The following is a 24302-nucleotide window of genomic DNA, read 5'->3' as shown; positions in this document are numbered from 1 at the left end:
ACAGTTGTGAAGATGCACGATTTAGAACGGAGCGCGAATGGCAGCAAAGGGCCGGAAACGACTTGGTCGTGGTCGGGACGGGAAGCAGCCATTCGCTGCACTCCGAATGACTGCAATGGAAGCAACCGACACTCTGCCACCGTTGCCTCCACTCAAAGATCAAGATACACGTGACCGAGCATCAGCGGCCTGCAATCAACCAAGTGTTGTGTTACCTGCGACACCTGCGAGAAGGTTACTTTCAACTCGCCCCGCTACATGCTGTTACGGAATTGCGAAATTCCCGCGATGTTGGGAATGCGAGATTGTAGGTCGTTGATGCACCCATGTCGTTAAAGCCCTTTGCCAACCTTAGACAAATCGCCTTTGCGCTTCGCCGGAATTATCGGAAGAGATTTGTCTACATCGCTTACGGACTTGCTCCAGGTGCGCGATACAAAGAATTCACCATACCGAAGAAAAGTGGTGGGACACGGCGTATTTGCGCACCGCGTATTGCGCTTCTCGGGTTGCAGCGTGACATCCTGCGCCTTCTGGAAAGCGACTATCGTCCTCGCGCCCACGTCCACGGTTTTGTCGGCGGGCATCAACGCAGCATAGTGAGCAATGCTCGACAACACGTCGGTAAGCGCTGGGTGCTCAACATTGACCTTGAAGACTACTTCGAGACCATTCACTTCGGTCGCATTCGCGGGCGTTTGATGGCCCCGCCTTATGACTATCCAGAAGAGATTGCCCAGTTCATCGCGCACATCGCTTGCTTTCAAACAGAAAAGGAGGTCGAAGGCAGTCTTCGAACAACCCATGTCCTGATGCCTGGCGCCGCACTGTCGCCAATACTTGCAAACATCGTTTCAGACAAACTCGATGCTGAGTTGGCTCGATTTTGCAGGCAACTTGGATGCACCTACACGCGATATGCCGATGACATCACAATCTCCTCCAATCGCAGGACCTTTCCGGCGCCAATCGGACGTTTTGCAAACCCCGACAGCCACGATGACTTCATTCTATCCGACACCTTTCAGCAGATGATTGAGGACAACGGATTTAGAATTAACCACGCAAAGACACGACTGCTGGGCGCCGCCTTTCAACAGGAAGTCACCGGTCTGGTTGTGAATGAGAAAGTTAACGTTAAGCGCAAATTTGTTCGCGATGTCAGGGCGATGCTTCATGACTGGGAGTTTAATGGCTATGCTGCGGCATCGGCACGCCACTTCAACGATAAGCGCCCAGATAGAGGCCGGTTGCCGGAGCGGGAAGCTACGAACTTCGAATGGGTGCTCCGAGGGAAAATAGAGTTTATTCGGCAGGTGAAGGGATCCACTGACCAGGTCTTCCGCGGCCTTGCCGCGAGGTTCAACGCATTGTCCTCGGGCGGACAATTTTCGATTCCATTGGTCGAGGATAGCGAGGTTCTAAACGCAGCCGTTTGGTATCTCGAAAATGACACAGATGGCGGATCAGTGGGCACTTGTTTCGCCGTAGCCGAGAACCTGTTTGCGACCTGCGCGCATTGCCTTGGACCAAATCTGCGCATCTTTCCGCGACAAAGCCCGGCATTCGCAATGGAAGCGGACGAAGTAGCCCGCGACGAACACAACGACCTTGCGCTCATTCGGTTAAGAACTCCAATGCCCGCATTCAATCCAGCAGCCACGCTGCAAATGGCCTCGACAGCCGAAGCTGGAGCGCTGGGCATCCGCTCTGCGGTGCAGGCTGCGGGCTATCCTTCCAATCTGGACAGCACGTCTCTGACGATCCGCGACACCGAAGTGACAGGTTTCTCGCGGCAGACCTTTGACGGCACGCCCGCCACATCCGATAACGTGATCGCCTTGTTGTCGGGAACTTACGAGGGAATGAGTGGTGGTCCCGTGCTATTCTCTGGAAAAGTTGTCGGCGTAATCGTTAGGGGGCCAAACGACGACGACCGGACAATCCCCTTCCTCGCGGTCAGGTCAGAGTTTGTTGATGCTTTGCTTGCAACCATTTAGCGGACATTGACGACCAAGGTGAGCGACCGTCGGCTAAGGGCCGTCACCGTCGTCCAAGTCGACCCAGTCTCGCCAGCTGCGCCAGCATTTTTGACCCCGAGTCAGCGGATCCTGTGCCTACTGCGGAACCCGTCTGCCCCATGCCTTGTCTCACGGGCATCTGCTGCACGCCGAAGAACTGCCGCGCCCTGAGGGCGGCGTATTCTGCGCCACTTGCCCCGCCGATCAGATAGCGATTGTAGGCCTGCTGGCTGCCCATTGCGGCGCGGGCAAAGCTGTAGCCACCGCCGAGACCACCGGAGAGGGCGGGCATCATGATGTTTCCGGAGATCGCGCGGACGATGAAGGGCGTGGCAATGATGAAGCCCTTGGCCATGAGGACCATCATGAAGAATGGGATGAGCGCGCCGATATTTGACGCGCCTTCCGGGTCACCAAGTTCGCCAATGAGCGCGGAAGAAACACCGGTGATCGTTGCGAACACACCTGCGACGACGATGGGATAGAGCGCAAAGGAAACCAGCGCAGACAGCCAGCGCGCGAAATAATCCTTGGTCACTTCGAAGAGGGTCAGGAATATCATAACCGGTGCGATCCCGATCAGAAGCGCGATCATCAGGCGCGAGGCAACTAGGATGAAGGCGGCGAGCCCGCCAAGTATCGAGAGTAACAGGACCCCGACAATATCGAGCATGGCGCCGGCCATCCAGTTCAACTCGGAACCAGCGGCGTTCAAGTAGTCCCCCAACTCCGCGATCAGTCTGTCAAACTCTTCGGCGAAAGTACCGGAGGGACCTGGGGTACCGCCACCGACCGAGGCGACAAGCGCACCCGCAATGCTGTCGATGCCGGCAAGGATGGCGGAGGAGAGCGCGTTGAACTGGACCCAGTTGGTCGCGAATATCCCGATCAGTCCGATCTTGACTGCGAGCCAGAATGCCGTGCGCCCGTCCATCGCCTTGTACTGGTAGATCATGTTCAGGAAGACGAGGATCACCACGAGCGTTGTTCCCAGCACCAGAAGCGTGCCGACTGTCGCGGTGACGGACCCGAACTGAGTTTCCGCCGCAGTGTCGAGATAGCCCTGGGAGGTTTCAACGAAGTAGGTGACGACGCTCATCAGGGCCCCGCCTTACCAATTGCCCGCGGCTTCGCAGATGGCCTTGGCGGCAGGGCGGGCAGCGTTAGCGCGCCGATTGTAGGCGTCCGAAGCTTCCAGCATTTCCCAGCGTTCATCACTGGCGTAGAGCTCACGAAACACCGCCTCTGCCGCATCCCACGATGGGAACCGGGTCGCGCAGTCGCAGTTGCCGATCTCGACGATGCGCTCGAGATTCTGGGCGCGGTAGATGTCCTGGACCAGCACGCGCTGATAGGCTTGGCGCTGGGGGATCTCCTGAATCCACACGGGTTCAGCGGGCCGGTCTGGACAGACGTCGAAACTGCGCTCGAGGGTCGGCACGAGATTGCGCTCAGCGAAGCCGGGTGCCGACGTCAGGCCCAGAACCAGCGCAGTCACTACGAGGGTACAGCCCGCCTGCCTCATGCTGTCGCTCCGGCGGGTGTGGTCTCACGCTTCAGGAAGACTGTGTGTCCCACGTTGGCGAATTCTGAGGAGCTGATCGAGACGACCTCCCAGCCTTCTGCACCTTTGGCATTCAGGCTGGCCTGCATGTCGGCAAGGCTGGTCTTACGGGTCATGGGAAAGGACAAGATATCGTATTCAAAGGTCTTCATTGGGAAGCTCCGATCTGGTCCGCGCCGAGGAGGTAAAATTCGGTGATGCCGCGCCGGCCATCGTGGCGACCGGCCTGGATGATCACATCGATGGAATTTTCGATGTACTGGATCATGTCGGCATAGGTCATCGGGATATCGGTCTTGAGCGCCGCGATGGCCAGGCGTTGCACGGCCAATTGCGGGGTTTCGGCGTGAAGCGTGGTCATAGATCCGCCATGGCCCGTGTTGATGGCTTCAAGGAAAGTCATCGCTTCCTTGCCACGCACCTCGCCGAGGATGATCCGGTCGGGGCGCATGCGCAGGGTAGCGGTGAGCAGCACATCGGCGGTCTGGAATTCCGCGTCGCGATTGGCGATGAGGGTGACGGCATTTGGCTGGGTCGGCAGAAGCTCGGCCGCTTCCTCGATGGTGACGATCCGTTCATCGGCTGGAACATGCGAGAGGATCTTGCGCGCAGCCACGGTCTTGCCAGTGGAGGTGCCGCCGGAGACGATCATGTTGAGCTTGTTGTCGACGCAGAAGGCCAGCGCATCGTTGATGACGCCAGCGGTCACTACCTCGCGCAGTTCCCGGGTTTTCTCGAGGCGGAGTTCTTCGAGTTTGCGCTCCTTGCCATATAGGAAATCCAGCGCGATTCCTTCGAGCAGCAGGCTCGAAAAGAACCGAAGGCTGATCGACATGGCCGTTAGCACCGCGGGTGGTGTGATCACCTGCGCTCGGATCGGTCGGCCCTTGTAGGTGATCGAGACCGAGACGATCGGGCGGTCCTTGCTCATGGTGGTGTTGGCGGAGGAGGCGATCTGGTTGCCGAGATCTTTGACCTCTGTTGCGGTCAGCTTCTGGTCCAGTCTTCTCATGAAGTGATCGCCCTGGAATTCGCCCCAGCAGGTGCCATCAGGGTTGATGCAGATCTCGATGACATCGTCGCGGGCGGCGGCGTCGATCCTGTCGAGGGAGGTTTCGAGATAGCTCAGCGACATGGGCTCAGAATATCTCCAGATCGCGGTCGACCATGACCGTGACACGGGCGCCCTGGTCGACATAGATGACGGGGCCGATGGAGAGGTAATCGCCTATGACGCTGTCCGTCGCATCTGCCAGATCATCGCCAACGTCTTCGAGAACGTCGGCGGCAGTCTCATCCTGGACCTCGGAGGCGCCGGCACTTGGCGCGGCCGAGATCAGCGAGATCAGGGCAGCCGACCCGAAACGCTCGGCAAAGCGTGTGTCCACAAAGCCGGTGACACCGGAGCGGCCCCGTTCATCACCTCCGAAGGAGCTGATCTGGACGGTCTGGTTGTCAGGCAGGATGATCCGGTCCCACGCGATCGTCACGCGGCGCTGCGCGATATCGACGCCAGCGCGGTAGCGCCCGATGAGGCGGGATCCGCGGGGGATCAAGAGGCGCGCGCCATCGACGCTGTAGACATCCTCGGACACCACGGCACGGGTCTGGCCGGGTAGGGAGCTGTCGAGGGCGGTTTCCATGACGGCCTGGATCATGGTGCCCTGCACGATGGTGTTGGAGGGATTGGCGATCACCTCGGCCTGTGTCACGGTGGAGGGCAACGCACCGTTCAGCACGAAATCCGTCACCTCGCCGAAGGTGCGTTCGGTCAAAGCCGTTTCATTCGCTCCGGACGTGCCACCAAAGGCGATGGTTGGTGAGGCGATGCGCCGCTCCTGGAAGGCGCGTTCCTCCGCGGCGCGGCGCTCCAGCTCGGCCATGCGCCGGGCTTCTTCCTCGCGGCGCAGTCGCTCTTGCTCGCGTGCGCGCAGCTCATCCTCCGTGGGGCCCGCTGGGGCGGGTTGCGGTCGGCTGGCCTCGAGTTGGGCCAGTTCCAGATCCATGCGCAACTGCTCAAGGCTGCGATCCCGCGCCGTGAGCTCATCGCGAAACTGCTGTTGCGCGGATTCTGAGGCCGATTGCAGAGCCGCGATTTGGGCGGTCAGTGCATCGATGGCTTCGGCGGCAGCCGTGTCTTCCTCGACGACGGGTTCGGGCGCATTGCGCAACTCCTCAATTTGAGCCTGAAGGGCGGCGAGTTGCGCCAGAAGCTCGGCATTGGGCTCGACCGGATCGGGTGCGACGAACACAACCTCGGGCTCGGCCGGGGGCAAGGTTTCGATGGCGCCGAACCCGTCGCCTTCGTTCTGGAACACGTCCGGCGTGGCCGTGGGAAGGGCTTCCTCTTCCTCGGGTTGGGACAGGAGATAGAGCAGTGGACCGCCCGCGCCGATCACGAGGACGACGACCAAAGCGAGCAGCGGTGAGCGCCGTGGGGCAGGGGGCGAACCAGCGCCCTTGCCTTGTTCTAGAGCAGCGAGGCGTTTCTCGAGGTCTGCGTTTCCGGTGTCGCTCATGAGCCTCCCCCCGCAGGTGGTGTGGCCTCGATACAGACCACCTCGTCCCCGATCCGCAGCACCCATTGCCTGTTCACCCCGGAGCCCCGGATCACGCCGTCCTCGGTGGCCTGCGTGTTGACCGTTCGCTCTCGGCCATTCGCGTACCGAAAGATCGCCGGCACAGGCGCGTTTCTCGGAAAGGCGAAATACGTGAAGTTTCCGTCATCCCAGACGCGGGTCGGGGTGAACTCGGTGCGCGCGCTGGCCCCGTAATTGTAGTTCGGTGCTTGGGCCGCGATGGCACGCGTGGGCCGTACATTGTCTTCGGGATAGCGGAACTGGACCACGTAGAAGGTCGGGCTGCGGGTCTCCTGGACGTTAAAATAATAGCTGCGGCGGTTGGTATAGACCGTGACATTGGTATGCACCCCGCGCGCGACGGGCTTGATCGCGAAGGCTTGCCCGCCCGGCACACCATCGATCTCGAAGCCCTCGGTGTCCCCTGCGATGATCGAGCGGATGCTCTCGCCCTCGCCAAACTCGATCGTGGTCACATGGGTGAGCGAGACATTCAGTCGATAGACCTGACCTTCCTGGTAGGTGGCCAAGCGCACGCGGCTGTCATTGGGGCCACCGCGCGGAATGGCTTCCGCGAAGGCAAGGACTGGCAGCAAAACGACAAGGACAACAACAGCAATTTGTACGAGCAACAAACATGCGTTTCCGGAATGAGTTGCGTCGCCAATACCCTGCCGCGCTGCGCGCTCTCGGGACATTGGCGACAAGATATTTTGAAGTGAATTCCAGAAACGCATTAATTCTCCAATCTGTCGGAGCGGATGGAATATTCGAGGACCGTGAAGCCGAAGGGGTTGGTCCAGACCTCGTCGATGGAGCGGCGGGTTTCGGGGCGGAACTCGAAGAGAAGCGTGGCGGTGAAAAGCCCGGTTTGGACGCCATTGATGGATGTCAGGCGCTTGCGCAGGCGGACCGTGGCGCGGTTGGTGCCGATCCGGTTAATGCTGAGGATTTCCACGTCGAGCCGCGCATTGGGGCCATAGATCGTTGGCGGGTAGTTATCGTTGGCGCTGTTCCAGATCTGGCGCAACCCGCTTTCGGCCGCCCCGTCCGAGCGTCGCAAGACGCTGCGGATGCGCAGATCGTTGTCGAGCTGATTGTAGACCTCGCGGTCGGTCACATAGCGGAAGACCTCCGCCTCGATGATCGCCTGATTTGCGGTCACCGAGGAAGCGCCCACCGAGGCCTCGGGGAGAGCAAAGCCGGTGGCGGGATCATAGGGGACAACGACGGGAGGCGGGTCGACATCGAGGATTGCGACAGCCGCGGCGCTCAGGCATCCGAGGATGCCGAAGATCAGGCCGATGAGCCCAAGCCGCTGCCAGAGCCGTTCACGGCGCAGCGCACCATAGACCAGCTCTTCCTCGATGATTTCCTGTTCACTCGCCACCTGTCAAAACCCTTGATCAATCTGCCCGCAACTCGGGCAGCGTGAAGTCCATAAACCGCTGCTCTTCGGCGATGGTTGCGGCATCGATCACGCCGCCCGTGCCGTCGCCCACGGTCTGCACCGCTTCGAGCTGCCACATGGCCACGAGCGCGATCGCCAGTTCCGCCGTCACGCGCGTGTTGAGATCAATGCTTTCCTTGAGTTCGTCCATGTCATCGATGAGCCCGACGAGGCGGTCGACCCGTTCCAATGATTGGCCTGCGTCCTCATAGCTGTTCTGGGCCGCCGCCGAGACGAGCGCGCCGGTGGTGGCTTGCGTGGCAACGCGATTGGCTCCGGGATTGCCGCTGGTGGCCATTTCCGAGAGCGTGTCATCGTCAAAGCCGAGATCGGCCAAAACCCGGTCCATCTGGGTTTCGATCTCGCCTGCACCGGAGCCGGACAGGCCTGAAAAGTCACCCGTCTTGATGGCCTCGATGGTGGCGAGGATGTCGCCGAATTCCTGATCGAGCAGGCCGTTCAGCTCGTCCTCCATCTCGGTGCGGATGATTTCCGGTAGTTCGGCGAGGCGGGTGAGAGCTTCGTAGGTCCGTTGCAGCTCCGCGAGTTGTTCCGTGAGTGTCGCAAGCTGTTCGCGGAGCTGCGTCAGCTGCTCGTTTTGCAGGATCTCGTCTTCGATCATCTGCCGGAGCTGCTGGATGTTTTGCGCGATGTTCTGAGTGTCGACGACAGGAACGCCTTGCGCCATGGCAGGGGAGAGGGCTCCGCAATGCAGGCCAATCCCAAGTGTCGTGGCCAAGGCCGTTCTCATGAGTAGATGTCTCATCAGTCTATCTCCCTGATCGTAAATTCCATGAATGCGCCCTCGGCCATGCGCGCGCTGGCCTGGGCCAGCTCTTCGGAGGAGAGGACGCGGGTGCGCGCCGCCTGTAGCCGGACGCGGGCTGCGACGAGGCGCACGAGTTCGGCGCGGGCATAGGTGTTGAGTGCGATGCTTTCCTGTACGTCTTCCGTTTCGGAAATCTGCTCGACGATATCCGCTATGCGGAGGGCGGCCCGCCGGATCGCGGCGGGCGCGTTGTTGCCATAGAAGGCCGCGCCATGCCCGGTGATCGAGAGGTTGGCATTGGCGAGAAGCACCGGATCAATCGTGCCGAGCGCTTCGATCCCGCCGATACGGCTCAAATAGAGATTGTAGCGTTCGGGGATGACCTGAACGTAGTGCTGGGTCTCCGCGAAGGGTGGCACGCCCCCATACTCGAACACGCGACCGGGTCCGGCGTTATAGGCCGCGAGCGCGTTGATGATGTTGCCATCGAATGTGTTCAGCTGCGTCGCGAGATAGCGTGCGCCGCCCTGCACCTGCAAGTACGGGCTATCATAGTACTCCGGGTTAATGCCGAGATCGCTCGCGGTGCCCGGCATGATCTGGGTGAGACCGAAGGCCCCTTTGGGCGAACGAGCCCGGATCGTAAACCGGCTTTCCTGCCAGATGAGCGCCTGTAGGAGTGCGCGCCACTGGACGGGTGAGAGCCCTGCGCGGGCAACTCCCGCAAAGCCGCTGGTTTCCTGGGCGACACGGATGATGAGCTGCTCGATGTTTTGTGCGGCGTCGCCGAACATCTGCGCGCCGCCGGGATTGGGATCGATCTCACCCGTGCCATAGACCGCCTCGACGGAGCGGTCCGGATCGCCGCTTCCGCTTTCCAGACCAGAGACCATGGCTGGCAAGCCCTGACCGCCGAAGCTGGTTTGGGCATCGAGGATGCGCTGGAGGGTGGCCAATTGCTCGCGCTCGATTTCGGCGATGAGTTCACGTACGGCAAGCTTGTCAGCTTGGATCGCGAGGTCGGCCTCGCGATCACCTGTTTCGACGATGTCACGCGCGGTCAGCCCACTGTCATTGGTCGGCACACCTTGGGACAGGGCGAGACCGGGCAGCAGGCAAAGGGCCAGGATATGAGGCAGCCTAGACATCAATGTCGCCCACCGGTGCGCCGAGAGGCGTGAAACTGCAATCCGGCGCGACTGGCACCGTTGAGGCGAGGAAGGTAAAGCAATTGGCCTGCGGTCCCTGGTATTGGGCGCAGGAGGCCAAAGCGCTGAGTGCGGCGAACAACAAAAGAATGCGTGTCATAAAAGCCTCCAAAAGTCTGGGCGGTCACGGTAATCGGCGCCAACGAGCGCCTCGCCTTTTTCCATGCCGCCGAGGATGGTGAGATTGGGTCCGAGCGCGCTCAGATCGGCATCAACGACGATGGAGCCCTGGTCGTCACGGATGAGGGCGAGACGGCTGTCGCTGCCGGTGTTGAGAAGCACGTCGAGTTCCTTCTCATAGAGATTGAGCATCGCGTAATCGGACGCATGGGCACGGATGTTCGGGAGCAGGATTTGCGTCGGCACGGCCTCGACGATGGTCTTGCCGGTCCGGGTACGCTCGAGCTGGCTGGCGTATTGCGTCATCATCACCGCGACGGTGTTCTGCTTGCGCGCGGTCACGAGCCAGTTCGACAACCGCTCGGCGAAATAAGCATTGTCGAGCGCCTTCCAGGCCTCATCGATCACGATGATGGTGGGGCGGCGGTCCTCGATCTCGCGCTCGACCCGGCGGAAAAGATAGGACAGGACCGCCATCCGCTCCTTCTCGGCCTCGCTGTCGAGAATGCCGGTGAGATCGAACCCGACCACATCGCCTTCGAGCGAGAAGGTGTCTTCCAGCGTCTGTCCGAAGATCCAGCCGTAGCGGCCCTCCTCAGTCCATTCGAGCAAGCGCTGGTGCAGATCGCCGCCATCATCGGTGGACACAAACAGCGATGCGAAATCTCGCCAGTTTCTCAGGGCCGGGTTCGCGGCTTGGGCGTTCTGGCGCACGACCTCCTGAATGCGGTTGGTCTGTGCCGGCGTGAGCGGCTTGTCTGCGCGATAGAGCAGGGTGGCGAGCCAGTCTGAAAGCCAGGCCGTGCCGCGCGTATCGGTTTCGGTCCAGAGCGGGTTGAGGCCCGTGGGTTGCCCGGCTTTCAAAGACGCATAGCGCCCACCATTGGCGCGGACCGCCATCTCCATACCGAGCCGGTAATCGAAGACGAAGATCCGCGCCCCTGCGCGACGGGCCTGGGTCATCAGGAAGGCCGACAGCACCGATTTGCCCGCCCCGGGCCGTCCCATGATCAGGGTATGCCCGCTGGTCGGTTCTTTGTCCGGGCTGCCATGCTCGTGATAGGAAAACCGGTAGGCGCTCTGCTCCGGCGTGGGCAAATAGGTGATGACCCGGCCCCAAGGGGTTTGCGCGGACGGTTTGCCGAGCTGCGTCCGGTGGAAGGCCGCGAAATCCGCGAAGTTGCGATTGGTGACGGCGCTGGCGCGGACGCGCTTGGGCTGGTTGCCGGGGTGCTGGCTGAGATAATGCGCCTTGGCCGCGACCCTCTCGCCGATCATCTTCACGCCTTCGGTCGCGGCGGCGTTCACGATCTCGGCGCTCAGCGTCTGCAGCTCTTCGAGCGTGTCGCAGAAGAGCGTCACAACCATATGGTGCTCGCCGAAGCTCTGGCGCTTGGCTTCGAGATCATCGGCGGCGATATCGAGGGCTTCCAGGAGCGATAGGGCCGCATCCTGGCTGGCCTGCATCTGGCGCTTTTGCCGTTTGATGCGGCCGGCCATGAGATTCGAATTGATCGGCGTGAAGGAATGCGTGACGATCATGTCGACCGGCAGGTTCAGCATGTCAAACATGGTGCAGGAGGTGCCTTCCGAGTATTCTCCTATGGTGAAACTCTTGCCGTAGCGATGCCCCACGACGCCTTCGGAAAGCTCGAAATGATCGCCTTGAAACGTCACGCGGGTGTTGGCCACGTTGAAGGACAGGAAGCCGTAGGTGTTCGCCGGATAGAGCGGCAATTCCTTGCCGGTATTGAGCGCGCCCAAAAAGCCGATCAACTCGCCGCTTTTGGCTGTTAGCACGCGTGGATTCAGCTCCGTCAGGCCCGACACGAACACACTCATGGCCTCGCCCAATCGGCGAAGGCGTTTCTCGGTTGCCTCTTTCAGCCGATCCGGCGCGCTGCGATTCAGGAACTGCAGGACGCTTTTCGGGGGCGGGCGGTGAATGACCGTGAGCGTCAGGGTTTTGTCGCGCAACCCGCTGCTCTCGAGCTTCTTGCGCCAAAGTCGGTCAACTTCTCCAGCAAAACTGTCCTCGCGTAGAGGCTCGAGGTCCGGCGTGATCGCCTTCGAGACCTTATGGACGTAATAGCTGAACTCCGGCCCCAATTGCGCAATGATCCGGGCAAAGAGCGCTGTCACCTTGTCGAGATAGGCGTCATCGGTCGTGTAGCTATTGACCCCGTCGAGCCGGATGCACTGGAAAAGCTCGTTGACCCGGGTCCGCACGGTGCGGTTGTCGACCAAGCTCACGTATGGGAGCATATACGCGAGACGGGTTTCGCGCGCATACCAGTCCGGCGTCATTGTGCGGAGATCGAGGGTTTCATCCAACGCATTGTCAGGGCGCATAGCTGTCCCCGCCGTGAATCGAGCGGTTCCGCGTCGGTGGCGTTTCCTGCAGCGCCGTCATCATCACGTCGATGAAGCGCGGGTCCCAATCCGCGGCCTTCCAAAGCACGGGATAGAGAAGGGCGGCCACGCCCAGTACCGCGACGTGCTGCACCCAGACGAAGAGCAGTACCGAGCCGAAGAGCCAGACCATCGCGTACATGATGGGCAGGCCCAGAAGCTTGGGCGGCCGCACAAGGCCCAGAAAGAGGGGCGAGCGCTCAGCCACCGGCAAAGACCGCGGCAACGATGGTGGGAGCGGCGGCAACACCGGCGATGCCGACGAGAACCCAGAGGGCCTGTCGCAGATCGATAATGTTGAAGAACCAGCTCAGGAAAACACCGAGCACGGCGAGCGTGGCGATGACGACGCCAAGCGGGCCGGTCAGCGCATCGACGATGCCCTGCAAGAGGCTCTGGATCGGAGAGAGGTCGATGCTTTGGGCAAGGGCGGGTTCGGCGATCAGCAGGAAGAGCGCGAGCGATGCAACAAAGAGGTTTGAAATCCAACTTGTTTGGAAAATGCAGTATCGCCAATGCACTGTCGCGCTGCGCGCTCTCGTGACATTGCCGATAAGTGTTTTGAGGAATGATTTCCAAAAAGGTTGGGACATCATGAATTTGATCCTTCCAATCGGGCCACGACGGCCATGACACGCGCCACGTGGTTCTGGGTTTCTCGGTAGGGGGGGATGCCGCCATACTGGCGGACCGCATCGGGCCCGGCGTTGTAGGCAGCGAGTGCGAGACGCGGATCGCCAAAAGTTTCCAGCATCATCGCGAGGTAGCGGGCGGAGCCGTCGAGATTCTGCAGCGGATTACGTGGGTCGACGCCGAGATCGCGCGCCGTCGCAGGCATCAATTGACCAAGGCCGATGGCGCCTACGCTTGATACCGCATCCTGTCGATAGGCGCTTTCGACCTCGATATTGGCGCGGTAGAGGGTCAGCCAATCTCGGACTGAGAGATTCGTGCGGCGCAACCCTGGATGCCCGGCGTAACGAAGAGCGGTGGCCTCGATGGCCGCCAGTACATCGGCGCGGGGCAGGGGTGCCGGACGGGCGAGGGCTGCCATCTGGATTTTGTCTGGCTCAAGGTCAGTCTCACCGAGGATCGCCAGCTCATCAGCTGCGGACCCCTGACCGATACCGTCATTGTAATTGCGGGCAAACCTTTCCTGGGAACGGGACGGGGTCAGAGAGCCATCGCTATCCATGACCAACACCAATTGCGCAGCAGCGGGACCCGCCAGTAACCAGCAAAGGAGAAGGCTATTTGCTGCCGCCCTTGTCGGTTGCAGCCAGTTTGTGTGTCGTCCGCTGGCCTTCCTCGAGTGGCACATCGGCATGGGAGAAGCCGATCCCGATGAGGAAGGACACCACGCCCGTGATGGTTTTGAACTCGCGGATCTTGATGTCGTTATAGGTCGTCCGGGTGCGGGCCGTGACCAGCAGCTTTTCCACGCCTTCGTCAGAGACGACACGCATGATCCAGACTCCGTAATAACTCGGGCCCTTTTTGTGTGCCGACTCCTGGCACAGGATTTCAGCGTTATAGCCGCTTTCCACGAGTTCGCGGAAACGTGCTTCCGTAACCACATTTGGTGCTTCGATGTCCCAGTTCATGGCCCGGCTCACGCTTTCTGCAAAGACGCAACTTCCGGGCATTCCTACTTGAAGCCCGGTGTTACGATAGTATATTAACGACCGCAAGATATAATGCGGCAGATACGGCTGTATCTCGGTTACTCAAACTCTAGGCACGGCCATTGGCGTCTATCAAGGAAAATAGGAGTTTCAGAAACTTACGGTTGAGCCGGTTGGTGACAATGCATGCTATGGCCTTACTGATTCTCGTTCCGGTCGCATGCCTGGCGAACTCTTGCCTCGCCCCGGTTCGGCCATTCGTCCCCAGCGATTCGCACGCCGCCCGAGACTACGCCGATATCATACGGCGGGACTTCGATGTCTACATCACGGACATTCAGGACCACTTTCGCTGCCTCGAGCAGGAGCGTGCGCGTGCTTTCGAGGAAGCCCGTGAGGTCAGCCAGGACTACGGCCGGTTTTTAGAACTGGTGGGGGATTGATGGGCCACTGGGCATGCACCAGACTTGCATCCCTTGGAAATCAGACGCCGATAACACCCTCAAATATCTACTTTTTAGATAACAGATTTCATCCGCTAGCGACGTCACAAAAGGTATGTGACGCGTGGCAAAAACAATCAGAAGCAAAGGTCAGGAGGCTCTGTGCCAGGCGTTGGTCGACGCTCGGAATAAAGCAGGACTCAGCCAGAAAGAATTGGCAGTCAAACTCAGGCATCACCAGTCATTCGTGGCCCGTGTCGAAAGCGGAGAGCGCCGGATCGACGTCGTCGAGCTCATCGCATTGTCCCGCGCCGTTGGGTTTGACCCTTTCGAGATATTGGCGATCGTCGAAGCCGCCACGGAGCCCGACCACAAGATTTGAGAGCAAAGAAATTTTGGGGCGTACCGCATTGGACGTCCCCATGTGAAGTGAGCTCCTTCAAGAGAAGTAGTCAGCAAACATCCACCAATTGCGTCATGCTGTGCAGGCGAAGCCTGAGAACACGATGCCGCGATTGCAGCGCCAAAGTGCAGGAAGTCAGTAAACAGTGGACGATGATAATGGTGAAGGCGTCGCGATCGCCAATCTGATCGGGACCGATGGGGACAGCATTGTTGGTTGGGTATATCGCTGGACTACAGGCGCGCATGCGGTGATGTGGGACGTCCACGGGCCCCAGCCGGTATCGGAAATCCGGCCGGATCTCACTGCGGAACAGAAGCAGGAAATCGACTTCGACGGTTTGAAGCGGATCGGAAGCGGCGACAGCAAATAGGCCTCTCAGGTAGCCGCCAGTTCATATTGATGGATAGGGTCCGCGAGCATACCAGACATTGGAGCCGAACGCGGCGAATGCGGACTCTGAGCCCATAATGACCAATGCTGCGCCGTGCACCAAAGTCCGCTCCTTAGGCCGTAGCCAAAAACGTGACAAAATCAAACCGAGGTTTGCCAAGGGTTTGTGGCGCAATGTTTTCCAATGATTTCGGCGATATTAACCTTAGTGACAAAAACGACCGTTTATGACCGGGTGCTTTCATCGAAAGCCGCCATTGGCGCAGTCGCAGCGAAAGTACGTTTAGTCCCGCTCTACAGACTTTGGCATCGTCAGCAGCGAACGACCGGTAATTGAGTAACCCAGAGCACTTAGGTCAATACGGATGAATGCCAACGCTGTCTTTCTAGGCGCTAGTAGTTCACCTGCTCAAAGCCGTAGTTCCCTTCATAGTCACGCCAGTCGACGAAGACGGAACGGTGATAGATGCCGGGGCAATTCTGGCCCCAGCGTTCAAGACCGATATGGGCGGAGGGTAGGGCGGTGATGGAGGACCTCTGCCAGGCGAAGTCGCCTTGGGTTCCGTATGTGCCGAGGACCACGGTGGCGCTACGGTTGCAGTCGCCGTCACGTCCAGATTCATGCTGTCGCGCATACCGGACATCATAGACACGGATGGACCGCACGAAATTGAATTCAGGTCCGCTGATATCGATGTCCGCGCGGTCCTGAATAAGCTGGAGGGCCCGGTCGGCGAGAACGATATCGTCGACTGGCAAGGATTGGAGTGGTCTACGGCTATCGGGCCGGTACAAGATCTCGAAGATGCGGCCAGCGTTGTTTGATAGCCGATCGCTCTCATAGGAGGCGCCCATGGGACAGCGCCAGATTTGCAGTGGCGGTTCCACCGGCCAGGGCGTAATCCGCCGAATGAATTCGGCGCGGGCTCGGGCGCAAGGAACTGAAGCAGGCCAACCGCCAGAGAGACACAAGAGGATCGCGCAATCGATCGGGTATGTCTGCGCTCGGGCGGACATCGGTAGCGAAAGGCCTGTCACGGTTAAAGCGACTACGACCGAGGGGAGAAGCTTCTTGAGTAAATGACGCATGCTGAGGACCCTCTGTGACAGACCTCAGCATACATACGAAAATATACCATCGCAACTGGACTCTCAAGGGTCGTTGCGACGGTTTCCGCTATCTCAGTTTCATCAGTTCTTCCCTGAACGCCTCAGTCGGCGTCCGCCAGCCCAGGCACTTTCTGGGGGTGCCGTTCAAGCGCTCGCAAATCGACTTCATATCTCGATTTGTGAGCGCGGCCACGGGCGCATCGCGTGGAAGATAGCGCCGTGCTCGCTTGTTTAGGTTTTCGACAGAACCCTTTTGCCATGGCGCCTGTGGATCACAAAACCAAGCCTCCGTTCCGATCCCTGGCTTAAGCTTGCGCCACTCCCGGAACTCAAAGCCACGATCAAAGGTGATCGACCGGCGCGCGGTTTGGGGGAGGGGTTCCATCACACCCATCAGCTTGTTTATGAAGTGGGTCGAACTACGGTCGTTGTTGCGGAACAAGACAGCAAAACGGGTCTTGCGCTCAACCAGTGAGGCGACGTTCATCTTGCCCTGAGCGCGCTCGAAGATCATCAGATCACCCTCCCATTCGCCGAAAGTTTCTCGGGTTTTCACGTGCTCAGGACGTTGATGAATGGACCGATCTGGCGGAAATACCTGACCTCTGGGTCTTCTTGCGTATCGCGACCTGCGGTTCTTACGGCGACTCGGAAGGTGCCGCGCCAATTGTTTGGAACGACCATCCGGGCCGTAAACATAGGCGTAGATGGTCTCGTGGCTCACGCGCACGGATTGGCCTTCAAACTGCAATCGACCTGCGATCTGTTCAGGCGACCAACCTTCTTTAAGCTGCTTGATCACAGCTTTGCGCAGTCCGGCGAGACGCACGAGCTTGCGACGGCGCGCGCGTCTTTGAGATGCTGCACGTTGCGCAACTGAGGTGCCCCTAGTTTCCTAGAAACCTGCCTTGTTCAGTTTGAGCTGTCTGATTTCGAAGTCAACGGGCGACAGCATGCCGTTGTTCGTGTGCTTGCGCTTCGGATTGTAGAACATCTCGATGTACTCGAACACGTCCTGCCTTGCGGCTTCACGGGTCGGGTAGGTACGACGCCTGATCCGTTCCCGTTTCAGCAGCTGGAAGAAGCTCTCTGCGACGGCGTTGTCGTGGCAGTTGCCACGTCGGCTCATGCTGGGTTCCAGATCGTGCTGGCGAAGAAACAACTGCCATTCCCGGCTAGTGAACTGGGAGCCTTGGTCGGAATGCACCATAACCTTGCCATCAGGCTTTCGCCGCCAAACGGCCATCAGTAGAGCCTGCAAGGCCAGATCGGTGGTCATGCGGGATTGAGCCGACCAGCCGACGACACGGCGGGAGAACAGATCGATGACGACACAAAGGTACAGCCAGCCCTCGTGGGTTCTGATGTAGGTGATATCGGTTACCCATACCTGATCGGGCGCAGACGCCTGAAACCGCTGCTCCAGCCTGTTCTTAGCGACGATGGCAGGCTTGCCACCATAGCGGCCGGGACGCCGCTTGTAGCCGATCTGCGCGGCGATCCCGGCCAGCGATGCCAGCCGCGCCACTCGGTTCTCGGAAATCCGTTCGCCCTCGTCGCGCAGATCGTCGGCCAGTTTGCGGTAGCCGTAGACCTTGCCGCTGTCGGCCCAGGCCTGCCGGATCAGCTCGGTCTGACGAATGTCCTCCTGCGAACGCTGGCTTAACGGTTCCTTAAGCCATGCGTAGAAGCCACTGAAATGGACCCGCAGCACCCGGCACATGGCCCGGACGCCGAACTCGTCACGATGCGCCTGAATGAAGGCGTACTTCATTGGGACTCGCGCGCGAAGTACGCCGTTGCCTTCCTAAGAAACAGCCATATCAATCTCGGCAGGCAGTTCGTGCAAATCATATCCGAATGACCTGGCGCGACGCTTTAAGTTACCAAGGACGCGGTTGCGGTACCGTTCCTCATAATGTGATGCGCCGGGATCTGTGTAGGTCATGCCATGTCGCAAGGTGTTATAGAACAAAACTGCAATCTTGCGCGCCGTCGCAGTGACTGCCTTGGCCTTGCCTGCTCGGGCGGCCAACCGTCGATAAAATGCGCCAAGAGCAGTATCACTTCGTCCGATTGTAACAGCGGCCAATCGTAAGAGTGCAGCGGCGCGGCTCGATGACCGTCGCGTCCGAGACGACAGCATCTTTCCACCAGATATTTTGTTGCCCGGTGCCAGACACAGCCATGACGTGAAGTGCTTGGCACTTGGCCATGCGCGCAGGTCAGTCCCACACTCCCCAACCAGCTTGAGCGATAGTGAAGGTCCCATCCCATGGATCTCTGTCAGATCAACTCCAAGAACTCCAAACAGCGCCGCGCGTACATCAAATGACGGCGTGCTGACCTGCTTGGTCTTTGTGCGTGGACGGGGTAGCTGGCTGGGGTCGTGATCTTGGTCTGCGCCCAGTTCGGCTAGCGTAGCCTCAAGATGGCGATCGCATTCCAGCATTTTGCCTTTGTAGAAGTCATAGAGCTCCAGTGATTGGGACAGCGCGAAGAGGTGCTCCGGACGATCGTTACCGTTCAGGGCAGCTTTGATTGTCTCAACAGATGCGCGACATCGAACATCGCGATGAGATGCCAAGACGTCCAAATCCCGTTCGCCTGCGGCGATCGCGCGGATGATCTTCATTCCGGTTACACCGGTGATGTCAGACACAACGTGATGCAGTTGCAGGTTCATTTCCATCAGCGCTTTCTGCATGTGTTGGATATGGGCCGCCGCATACTCTACCAACCTCTCCCGTTGGCGCAGGTACGCCCGCAGTGTGGCAATCTCAGCTGATGGGCGGAAACTGCCACGTAGCAAACCGTAGGAATGCAGCTGTCGCAACCAACTGGCATCGCTTACGTCGGTTTTGCGGCCTGGGACATTCTTGGCATAGCGCGCGTTGACCAGTATGACTTCGAAGCCGTGCTGCTCAAGTATCTCGTAAGCCGGAATCCAGTAGACACCCGTGGATTCCATCGCAACGCTGGTAACACCGTGCGTTTTGAACCAATCAGCAAGATTATGCAGGTCATGGGTGAAGGTGCCAAACGCGCGAACCGGGTCATCGGTCGCGTCGGGGTTCACCGCCGCCATGTGCTCTCGTGAACCGATATCAACAGCAGCAGCGCCGATGTTCACGGTCTCAATCGCTGGCGTCTTGTGGGTCTTTTGCTTCGCCATCTTCTGTCCTCCTGTTGGCAACAGAAGGGCGTGGGCTATGCAAATCCGTCATCTTCCTAACCGGGATCACCGTACAACAGCGTCACCACTCTCAAGTCCGCATCAACCCATGGACCACGTTTTTTAACGGGGTTCTGCCCAAAGGCAGACCACCAATAAGCGAACGGCCGCTGCCCTTCATAGAGCAACACTAGCACGGGCTGTTTCTACCGCGCACAGGCGGGCCAAAACCCGGAACGGTTTTTTAGGATGTCGCGCTCCTCGGTGACCCGGGCCAGCTCCCGCTTCAGCCGACGGTTCTCGGCTTCATGGTCCACGCCAGGCATCGGAGCCGGCTCCGCGAACAGCTTCAACCATTTGTATAGGGAATGCGTGCTGACGCCCAGACGCCGGGACACCTCCCCCACCGGATAGCCCCGCACCGTGATCTGATGCACCGCGTCCCGCTTGAACTCGTCGCTGTAATTGCTTGTCCCCATGTCGGCCTCCTTGCCTCAAAGTTAGGGGGCAACGCGTCTACAAATCTAGGGGCACCTCAGAGAAATCTACTTGGCAACGATCGAGGTAATGCTCGTTCGCTGAAACTGGAGTGAATGCGGCGGTGAGACGGTTGAAAGAAGAAGCGAAGCCCATTGCCCGGTTGCTTGGCAAAGATAAGAAGCGCACGGTCGGCTGGGTCTATTTGTGGAACTCTTCTGACTTGTCTGTGCTGTGGCTCGGCGAAGAGGGTGTTGCCGGGGCTATTGAGCCAGTGTTTCTCCCGGAAGTGCTCGAAGATCCGAAATCGTCGATGCCGGTGGACGTGGCCGAATTCCTTGAAGCGCTTTCGACTGTTGATGGAAAAACTCAAAGTAGCGGCTCTTGACAGATATCAAACTGAGAATTCAAAAGTATATTATAGTAAGATTCAATATACGACGATGCAAAGATGATCAAGCAGCCGAACCTGTAGGACACTCCCCATGACCAAAGCCCTTAGCCGTATCGCGATGTTAGTCTCTTTAGCTACTACATTCTTCGTAGGGACGGTGGAACGAACGAGCGCTCAAACCTATCCAATCGATTGCGCAATCCTGCTATGTCTCTCGGGCGGTTGGCCGGCATCGGTGCCATGTTCACGCGCCCGCGCGGAATTCATCCGAAGGATTACGCCCTGGCCGGTAGAGCCTCCGTTGCAGATCTGGCGCTGCCCGATGGGTGCATCCTACGACAGTGAAGGCACTGGCGACGATGATGGTCGCATCTATGATATTCTGTTCGACAGACCGCGTATTCCGCTGCTCCAGACGATTGCTGTTGCTCCATCGCAGGAAGCCGATCTTCCGCCAACGAGGGTCATCTCTGCGGAAAGGGTTGAAGCCGGTGATTTGATCAATGATTTTACTCTTCGGCTGGTCAAAGATCGCGCCGATATTGACATCAGCGGGCCGGAGTTCAGCTTCGTGCGCTCGATACGAGTCTTTGATGTGCGTTATGCTCATCAATATCAGGCAGGTAGCGAAGGCGACTGCGAGAGGAGTGCGGTCGTTGTACTCGGGACCTACGGGACACAGGGCGATTTCTCTTGGCGGCGATCATCGATCAGTACCTTGCCGAAGGCCCATGTGGGTCTCGAGAGGTGGGGTGAAAATTGTCCGAGCATCCATCACCGTTCGGTGTTCGTCGATTGGCGGGATTATGAGGGCAACTACGGCTACGAGCAGGCCAACTACTGATCGCTCTTGAGGATAATACCATAATATGTGAGCAATATCTGAACTGCGGATCCTGTAGTCTCTGAGGGTAGGGGTTGAGGCTCAACTCTTCCATCATTTTTCCGCGGAAGACCTCAGCGGGCGTCTTCCGTCCAAAGGCCATTGCCAAGTTGTTTATCGCGTTTGATTTGGGCATCGCCCTCTGATGAATATTCCAACTGATAGGCCGCGCCTAAAGGGCTTCCGTTATCCTCGTGAGGCCATTGTTTACGCGGTCTGGGCGTACCACCGGTTAGACCTAAGCACGGCTGATGTTGAAGACCTGTTGGCTGCGCGGGGTGTGATTGTCAGCCGGGAAACGGTCCGGCTCTGGACCAATTGTTTTGGCCGACATTTTTTAGATTGCATCCATCGGGATCGATCGCCACCGAACGACAAGTGGCATGTGGACGAAGTCGTGATCACGATCCGTGGCAAGAAGCACTGGCTGTGGCACGCGATCGACGCGAGGGGAGACGTTCTTGATATTCTTGTACAAACGCGCCGGAATGCCAAAGCGGCAAGGCGATTATCCCAAAGATTGGTAGCCCGGTTTGGCGAGCCAAGGGTCGTCATCACGGACAAGTCGCGCAGTTACATCAAGCCGATCAAGATGCTGGCACCGCACCCTGACCACCGCGCCCACAAAGGCTTAAACAACGCGATCGAGGTGTCGCGCCGGCCGACCCAAAAACGAGAGAAAATAATGGGCCGGTTCAAATCCCACCGGCAGGCTCAACGGTTCGTCTCTGCTGATGACCAGATCAACTTAATCTTCCGCCCCCGCCGTTACCAACTCACCGCATCTTCATACCGCCACGCCCGCTACGTTGCATTCAGTCTCTGGGCTGACAACGCTGCTGAAATGACGCCATAACTACGCTTTCGCCGACTTTTCACAATCTGACGCCAACAACTTGGCAATACTAGTGTGGGGTCTGGTTCGACGCGTTTGGCAAAGCAACTGTAGTCCGCAATCCAGAAGCTATTCTGATGACGGGGCTATTGACTCGGTTTTATTGGCAGCTATAAAGGCTATACATATGACCTTATGCACTATAGGGTCCAATTATTACTAATCTAAAGATTGGGGAACTTACTTTGTCAGAGGCGCCAGAGAAACTTATTCTTCTTACAGAACTCCCTACGGACTTGCGCGCTGCACTTGCTGAAACCTACGAGCTTGTGATGCATACGGATGATAATACCCAAGGCATTCGCATCGCCGTAACAACCGCGATGCGCGGGTTGTCGGCGCAGGATCTTGAGACGTTTCCCGAAGTTAGTTTGGTTCTGTCCCAGGGTGTTGGGCTTGAAAAGCTCGATCTTGTAGCCGCGACCGCACATGGTGTCGTGGTGTCGGTGACGCCAAATATCTTAACCGAGGATGTCGCGGATTTTGCGATCGGGCTTACCTATGCGATCACGCGCCGTATTGCGGAGGCGGACCGTTTCGTGCGCGCCGGGCGTTGGGGTGGGGAGCGTATCCGGCCATCAACCAGCGTGCACAAAAAGCGGATGGGTGTCGTGGGTATGGGCCGGATTGGTCAGGCGATTGCGCGCCGTGCCGCTGGCCTTGGCATGGAGGTTTGTTATTTTAGCCGAATCAGGAATACGGCTCTGCCGTATGATTACGCGGCGAGCCCGCAGGATTTGGCTAAGGTTTCGGATGTTTTGGTACTTGCTTGCCCGGGTGGTCCAGCGACCGAGAATCTATGTGATCGATCGGTTTTGGACGCATTGGGTCCGCAGGGTTTTTTAATAAATATCGCGCGCGGCTCTGTCGTGGATGAAGTGGCATTGTTGGCCGCGCTAGAAGGCGATGAAATCGCTGGCGCAGGTCTTGATGTATTCGCGACAGAACCCGCATTAAATGCTCGTTTTATTGCACTCGATAACGTTGTTCTAACCCCACATTCGGCGTCTGTCACGCAAGAGGTGCGCGCAGAATTGATCTGTAACATGTTGAGCGAAGCCCATAATTTCATCGCGGGTAGACCGTTAAAGAATGTGGCTAACCCAGCGGACTAAGCCAACCGAAACCTCCCCCTCACTTCGTCAAGAAAGCGTTTCATGTCAGCCCTAGAAAACCAACTCTCAGATCGTGCGAACGCGCTTAAACCATCCGCAATCCGCGCGATGGCAAAGCAAGCAGGGATGCCGGGTGTAGTGTCTTTTGCTGCGGGGGCGCCAAGTGCATCGCAATTTCCGTTTGAAGCCTTGCGCGGCGCTACGGACGCAATTTTAAGCGATCCTTTGCGCCGCGCTGAGGCGTTGCAGTATGGCGCCTCAGAGGGTTACTTGCCACTTAGGGAGTTTGTTGCAGATCAGTTGGGTAGCCCCGAATGGCCAATCTCGCCTGATGATGTTTTGATCACAAGCGGATCACAGCAGGCCTTGGAGTTTGTCGGTAAGACATTCATCAACGAAGGTGACCGGGTTATCGCGTGCAGCCCCACCTATGTTGGCGCGCTTCAGGCATTTGGCCTGTTTGAACCAGAGTTTGTCGCGATCCCATTGAACGATAGCGGGCTGGATTTGGCTGCGCTCGAAGCGGAACTTAAGGCTGGCGCCAAGTTTTTCTATGTGATGCCCGACCATGGCAACCCCAATGGAACGATGCTCACGTTAGCGCAACGCAAGGCGATCCTGTCGCTTGCGCGTCAATATGAGATCCCGATCATTGAGGATCAGGCCTACGATCAATTGCAGCTATCAGGTGAGCGGCTTCCGACGTTGCTGGAGCTTGATCGTGCCAGCGATGCCGCCGCGCCAATTGTCAGCTATTTGGGCACGTTCTCCAAGTCTTTGACGCCGGGATTGCGGGTCGGTTGGATCATCACTGCCCAACCAATTATCGCCAAGCTGGTCTCGATCAAGCAGGCGTCGGATTTGAATTCGGGAATGTTGAATCAGATGATCGTCAACGATGTTGCCCGCGATATCATGGTATCTCATGGCACAAAACTTCGCGCGTTTTACAAGGGTCAACGCGATGCAATGTTGAATGCATTGAAAGCGCATATGCCCGACACGGTGTCCTGGACTAAGCCTAAAGGCGGGATGTTTGTCTGGCTGACGTTGCCAGCAGGGATGGATGCTGGCGCATTGCTACAGACCGCCTTTGAGCAGGAAAGAGTGATCTTCGTTCCCGGTGCTTCGTTCCACTCGGACGGGTCTGGCGTCAACACATTACGACTTTCGTATTCGCTGCCTTCTACGCAGCAGATAGCCGACGGCATTGCCGGTTTGGCGAGGGTGATCCGCTCGTTATCGGCGGGTTAAATAAACATAAAA

At 58.5% G+C, this 24302-nt stretch carries 26 protein-coding genes and 3 pseudogenes; 9 read left to right on the top strand and 20 right to left on the bottom strand.

Annotated elements, in window-relative coordinates; translation table 11 throughout:
• The first annotated feature begins 326 nt into the window (after window positions 1-326).
• Window positions 327-2000 carry a reverse transcriptase domain-containing protein gene (locus OS190_RS17590; RefSeq protein WP_267160028.1) on the top strand — a complete coding sequence of 558 codons (1674 nt, stop codon included), beginning with the start codon at window positions 327-329 and terminating at the stop codon, window positions 1998-2000.
• Window positions 2001-2043: 43 nt separating this feature from the next.
• Here OS190_RS17590 and OS190_RS17585 read toward each other — a convergent pair whose 3' ends face one another.
• The 15 genes from OS190_RS17585 to OS190_RS17515 form a co-directional block, all read right to left on the bottom strand.
• Window positions 2044-3120, bottom strand: coding sequence for a TrbL/VirB6 family protein (locus tag OS190_RS17585; protein ID WP_267160027.1), 1077 nt, complete (start codon window positions 3118-3120; stop codon window positions 2044-2046).
• A 12-nt stretch (window positions 3121-3132) separates the two neighbouring features.
• Complete coding sequence (locus OS190_RS17580; RefSeq protein WP_267160026.1) at window positions 3133-3546, bottom strand: hypothetical protein; 414 nt, start codon at window positions 3544-3546, stop codon at window positions 3133-3135.
• The gene (locus tag OS190_RS17575; protein WP_040182603.1) at window positions 3543-3737 is read right to left on the bottom strand and encodes a DUF4177 domain-containing protein; all 195 of its coding nucleotides are present in this window, start codon (window positions 3735-3737) and stop codon (window positions 3543-3545) included. Before OS190_RS17575 ends, OS190_RS17580 begins: the two co-directional genes overlap by 4 nt.
• Entirely contained in the window at window positions 3734-4720 is a 987-nt protein-coding gene (locus OS190_RS17570; RefSeq protein WP_267160025.1) for an ATPase, T2SS/T4P/T4SS family, read from the bottom strand. Before OS190_RS17570 ends, OS190_RS17575 begins: the two co-directional genes overlap by 4 nt.
• A gap of 4 nt (window positions 4721-4724) precedes the next feature.
• Window positions 4725-6104 carry a TraB/TrbI/VirB10 family type IV secretion system protein gene (locus OS190_RS17565; protein ID WP_267160024.1) on the bottom strand — a complete coding sequence of 460 codons (1380 nt, stop codon included), beginning with the start codon at window positions 6102-6104 and terminating at the stop codon, window positions 4725-4727.
• Window positions 6101-6901 (bottom strand): TrbG/VirB9 family P-type conjugative transfer protein, encoded by an 801-nt coding sequence (locus OS190_RS17560; RefSeq protein ID WP_416237422.1) that lies wholly within the window; start codon window positions 6899-6901, stop codon window positions 6101-6103. The genes OS190_RS17565 and OS190_RS17560 overlap by 4 nt, the downstream gene beginning before the upstream one ends.
• Window positions 6901-7554 (bottom strand): VirB8 family type IV secretion system protein, encoded by a 654-nt coding sequence (locus tag OS190_RS17555; protein ID WP_267160023.1) that lies wholly within the window; start codon window positions 7552-7554, stop codon window positions 6901-6903. Before OS190_RS17555 ends, OS190_RS17560 begins: the two co-directional genes overlap by 1 nt.
• 16 nt (window positions 7555-7570) lie before the next feature.
• Window positions 7571-8380, bottom strand: coding sequence for a type IV secretion system protein (locus tag OS190_RS17550; RefSeq protein WP_267160022.1), 810 nt, complete (start codon window positions 8378-8380; stop codon window positions 7571-7573).
• Window positions 8380-9468 (bottom strand): lytic transglycosylase domain-containing protein, encoded by a 1089-nt coding sequence (locus tag OS190_RS17545; RefSeq protein WP_267160099.1) that lies wholly within the window; start codon window positions 9466-9468, stop codon window positions 8380-8382. The genes OS190_RS17550 and OS190_RS17545 overlap by 1 nt, the downstream gene beginning before the upstream one ends.
• Before the next feature lie 55 nt (window positions 9469-9523).
• Window positions 9524-9691, bottom strand: coding sequence for a hypothetical protein (locus tag OS190_RS17540; protein WP_203199933.1), 168 nt, complete (start codon window positions 9689-9691; stop codon window positions 9524-9526).
• A complete protein-coding gene (locus OS190_RS17535) occupies window positions 9688-12063 on the bottom strand; it encodes a VirB4 family type IV secretion/conjugal transfer ATPase (RefSeq protein ID WP_267160021.1) in 2376 nt (791 codons plus the stop codon). Before OS190_RS17535 ends, OS190_RS17540 begins: the two co-directional genes overlap by 4 nt.
• A complete protein-coding gene (locus tag OS190_RS17530) occupies window positions 12053-12331 on the bottom strand; it encodes a VirB3 family type IV secretion system protein (protein ID WP_267160020.1) in 279 nt (92 codons plus the stop codon). Before OS190_RS17530 ends, OS190_RS17535 begins: the two co-directional genes overlap by 11 nt.
• Window positions 12324-12608, bottom strand: a complete 285-nt coding sequence (locus tag OS190_RS17525) for a TrbC/VirB2 family protein (protein WP_027246639.1) — start codon at window positions 12606-12608, stop codon at window positions 12324-12326. Before OS190_RS17525 ends, OS190_RS17530 begins: the two co-directional genes overlap by 8 nt.
• A 107-nt stretch (window positions 12609-12715) precedes the next feature.
• Window positions 12716-13330 (bottom strand): lytic transglycosylase domain-containing protein, encoded by a 615-nt coding sequence (locus tag OS190_RS17520; protein ID WP_267160019.1) that lies wholly within the window; start codon window positions 13328-13330, stop codon window positions 12716-12718.
• A 43-nt stretch (window positions 13331-13373) separates the two neighbouring features.
• Window positions 13374-13727, bottom strand: coding sequence for a hypothetical protein (locus OS190_RS17515; protein WP_035252602.1), 354 nt, complete (start codon window positions 13725-13727; stop codon window positions 13374-13376).
• Window positions 13728-13939: 212 nt separating this feature from the next.
• On the opposite strand from OS190_RS17515, the gene OS190_RS17510 reads away from it, so the two are divergent.
• From OS190_RS17510 to OS190_RS17500, 3 genes are all read left to right on the top strand, one after another.
• On the top strand, window positions 13940-14191 hold the full coding sequence (locus OS190_RS17510) for a hypothetical protein (protein ID WP_416237421.1): 252 nt from the start codon (window positions 13940-13942) through the stop codon (window positions 14189-14191).
• 124 nt (window positions 14192-14315) lie between these two features.
• The gene (locus OS190_RS17505) at window positions 14316-14573 is read left to right on the top strand and encodes a helix-turn-helix domain-containing protein (RefSeq protein ID WP_096873460.1); all 258 of its coding nucleotides are present in this window, start codon (window positions 14316-14318) and stop codon (window positions 14571-14573) included.
• A 166-nt stretch (window positions 14574-14739) separates the two neighbouring features.
• Entirely contained in the window at window positions 14740-14967 is a 228-nt protein-coding gene (locus OS190_RS17500; protein ID WP_267160017.1) for a hypothetical protein, read from the top strand.
• Window positions 14968-15380: 413 nt separating this feature from the next.
• On the opposite strand, the gene OS190_RS17495 is transcribed toward OS190_RS17500, so the two are convergent.
• From OS190_RS17495 to OS190_RS17475, 5 genes and pseudogenes are all read right to left on the bottom strand, one after another.
• Entirely contained in the window at window positions 15381-16076 is a 696-nt protein-coding gene (locus OS190_RS17495) for a hypothetical protein (protein ID WP_267160016.1), read from the bottom strand.
• 88 nt (window positions 16077-16164) lie between these two features.
• Window positions 16165-16974, bottom strand: a pseudogene (locus OS190_RS17490) (IS30 family transposase); the annotation flags it as partial.
• A gap of 18 nt (window positions 16975-16992) precedes the next feature.
• A pseudogene (locus OS190_RS17485) lies at window positions 16993-17904 on the bottom strand (IS3 family transposase); the annotation flags it as partial.
• Complete coding sequence (locus OS190_RS17480; protein WP_267160015.1) at window positions 17905-19272, bottom strand: IS110 family RNA-guided transposase; 1368 nt, start codon at window positions 19270-19272, stop codon at window positions 17905-17907.
• Window positions 19273-19514: 242 nt separating this feature from the next.
• Window positions 19515-19751, bottom strand: a pseudogene (locus OS190_RS17475) (transposase); the annotation flags it as partial.
• Window positions 19752-19882: 131 nt separating this feature from the next.
• On the opposite strand from OS190_RS17475, the gene OS190_RS17470 reads away from it, so the two are divergent.
• The 5 genes from OS190_RS17470 to OS190_RS17450 all read left to right on the top strand — a co-directional run bounded on the left by OS190_RS17470 (window position 19883) and on the right by OS190_RS17450 (window position 24290).
• Window positions 19883-20137, top strand: coding sequence for a hypothetical protein (locus tag OS190_RS17470; RefSeq protein WP_267160014.1), 255 nt, complete (start codon window positions 19883-19885; stop codon window positions 20135-20137).
• A gap of 124 nt (window positions 20138-20261) precedes the next feature.
• The gene (locus tag OS190_RS17465; protein WP_267160098.1) at window positions 20262-20987 is read left to right on the top strand and encodes a hypothetical protein; all 726 of its coding nucleotides are present in this window, start codon (window positions 20262-20264) and stop codon (window positions 20985-20987) included.
• Between the two features lie 184 nt (window positions 20988-21171).
• Window positions 21172-21882 (top strand): IS6 family transposase, encoded by a 711-nt coding sequence (locus tag OS190_RS17460; RefSeq protein WP_267160013.1) that lies wholly within the window; start codon window positions 21172-21174, stop codon window positions 21880-21882.
• 311 nt (window positions 21883-22193) lie between these two features.
• Window positions 22194-23036, top strand: a complete 843-nt coding sequence (locus OS190_RS17455) for an NAD(P)-dependent oxidoreductase (protein WP_267160012.1) — start codon at window positions 22194-22196, stop codon at window positions 23034-23036.
• A 42-nt stretch (window positions 23037-23078) separates the two neighbouring features.
• Window positions 23079-24290 carry an aminotransferase-like domain-containing protein gene (locus OS190_RS17450; RefSeq protein WP_267160011.1) on the top strand — a complete coding sequence of 404 codons (1212 nt, stop codon included), beginning with the start codon at window positions 23079-23081 and terminating at the stop codon, window positions 24288-24290.
• Window positions 24291-24302: the final 12 nt, after the last annotated feature.

The sequence above is a fragment of the Sulfitobacter sp. F26204 genome (assembly GCF_026410305.1).
Lineage (GTDB): Bacteria > Pseudomonadota > Alphaproteobacteria > Rhodobacterales > Rhodobacteraceae > Sulfitobacter.
This window is presented reverse-complemented; position numbering and strand designations above follow the sequence as displayed.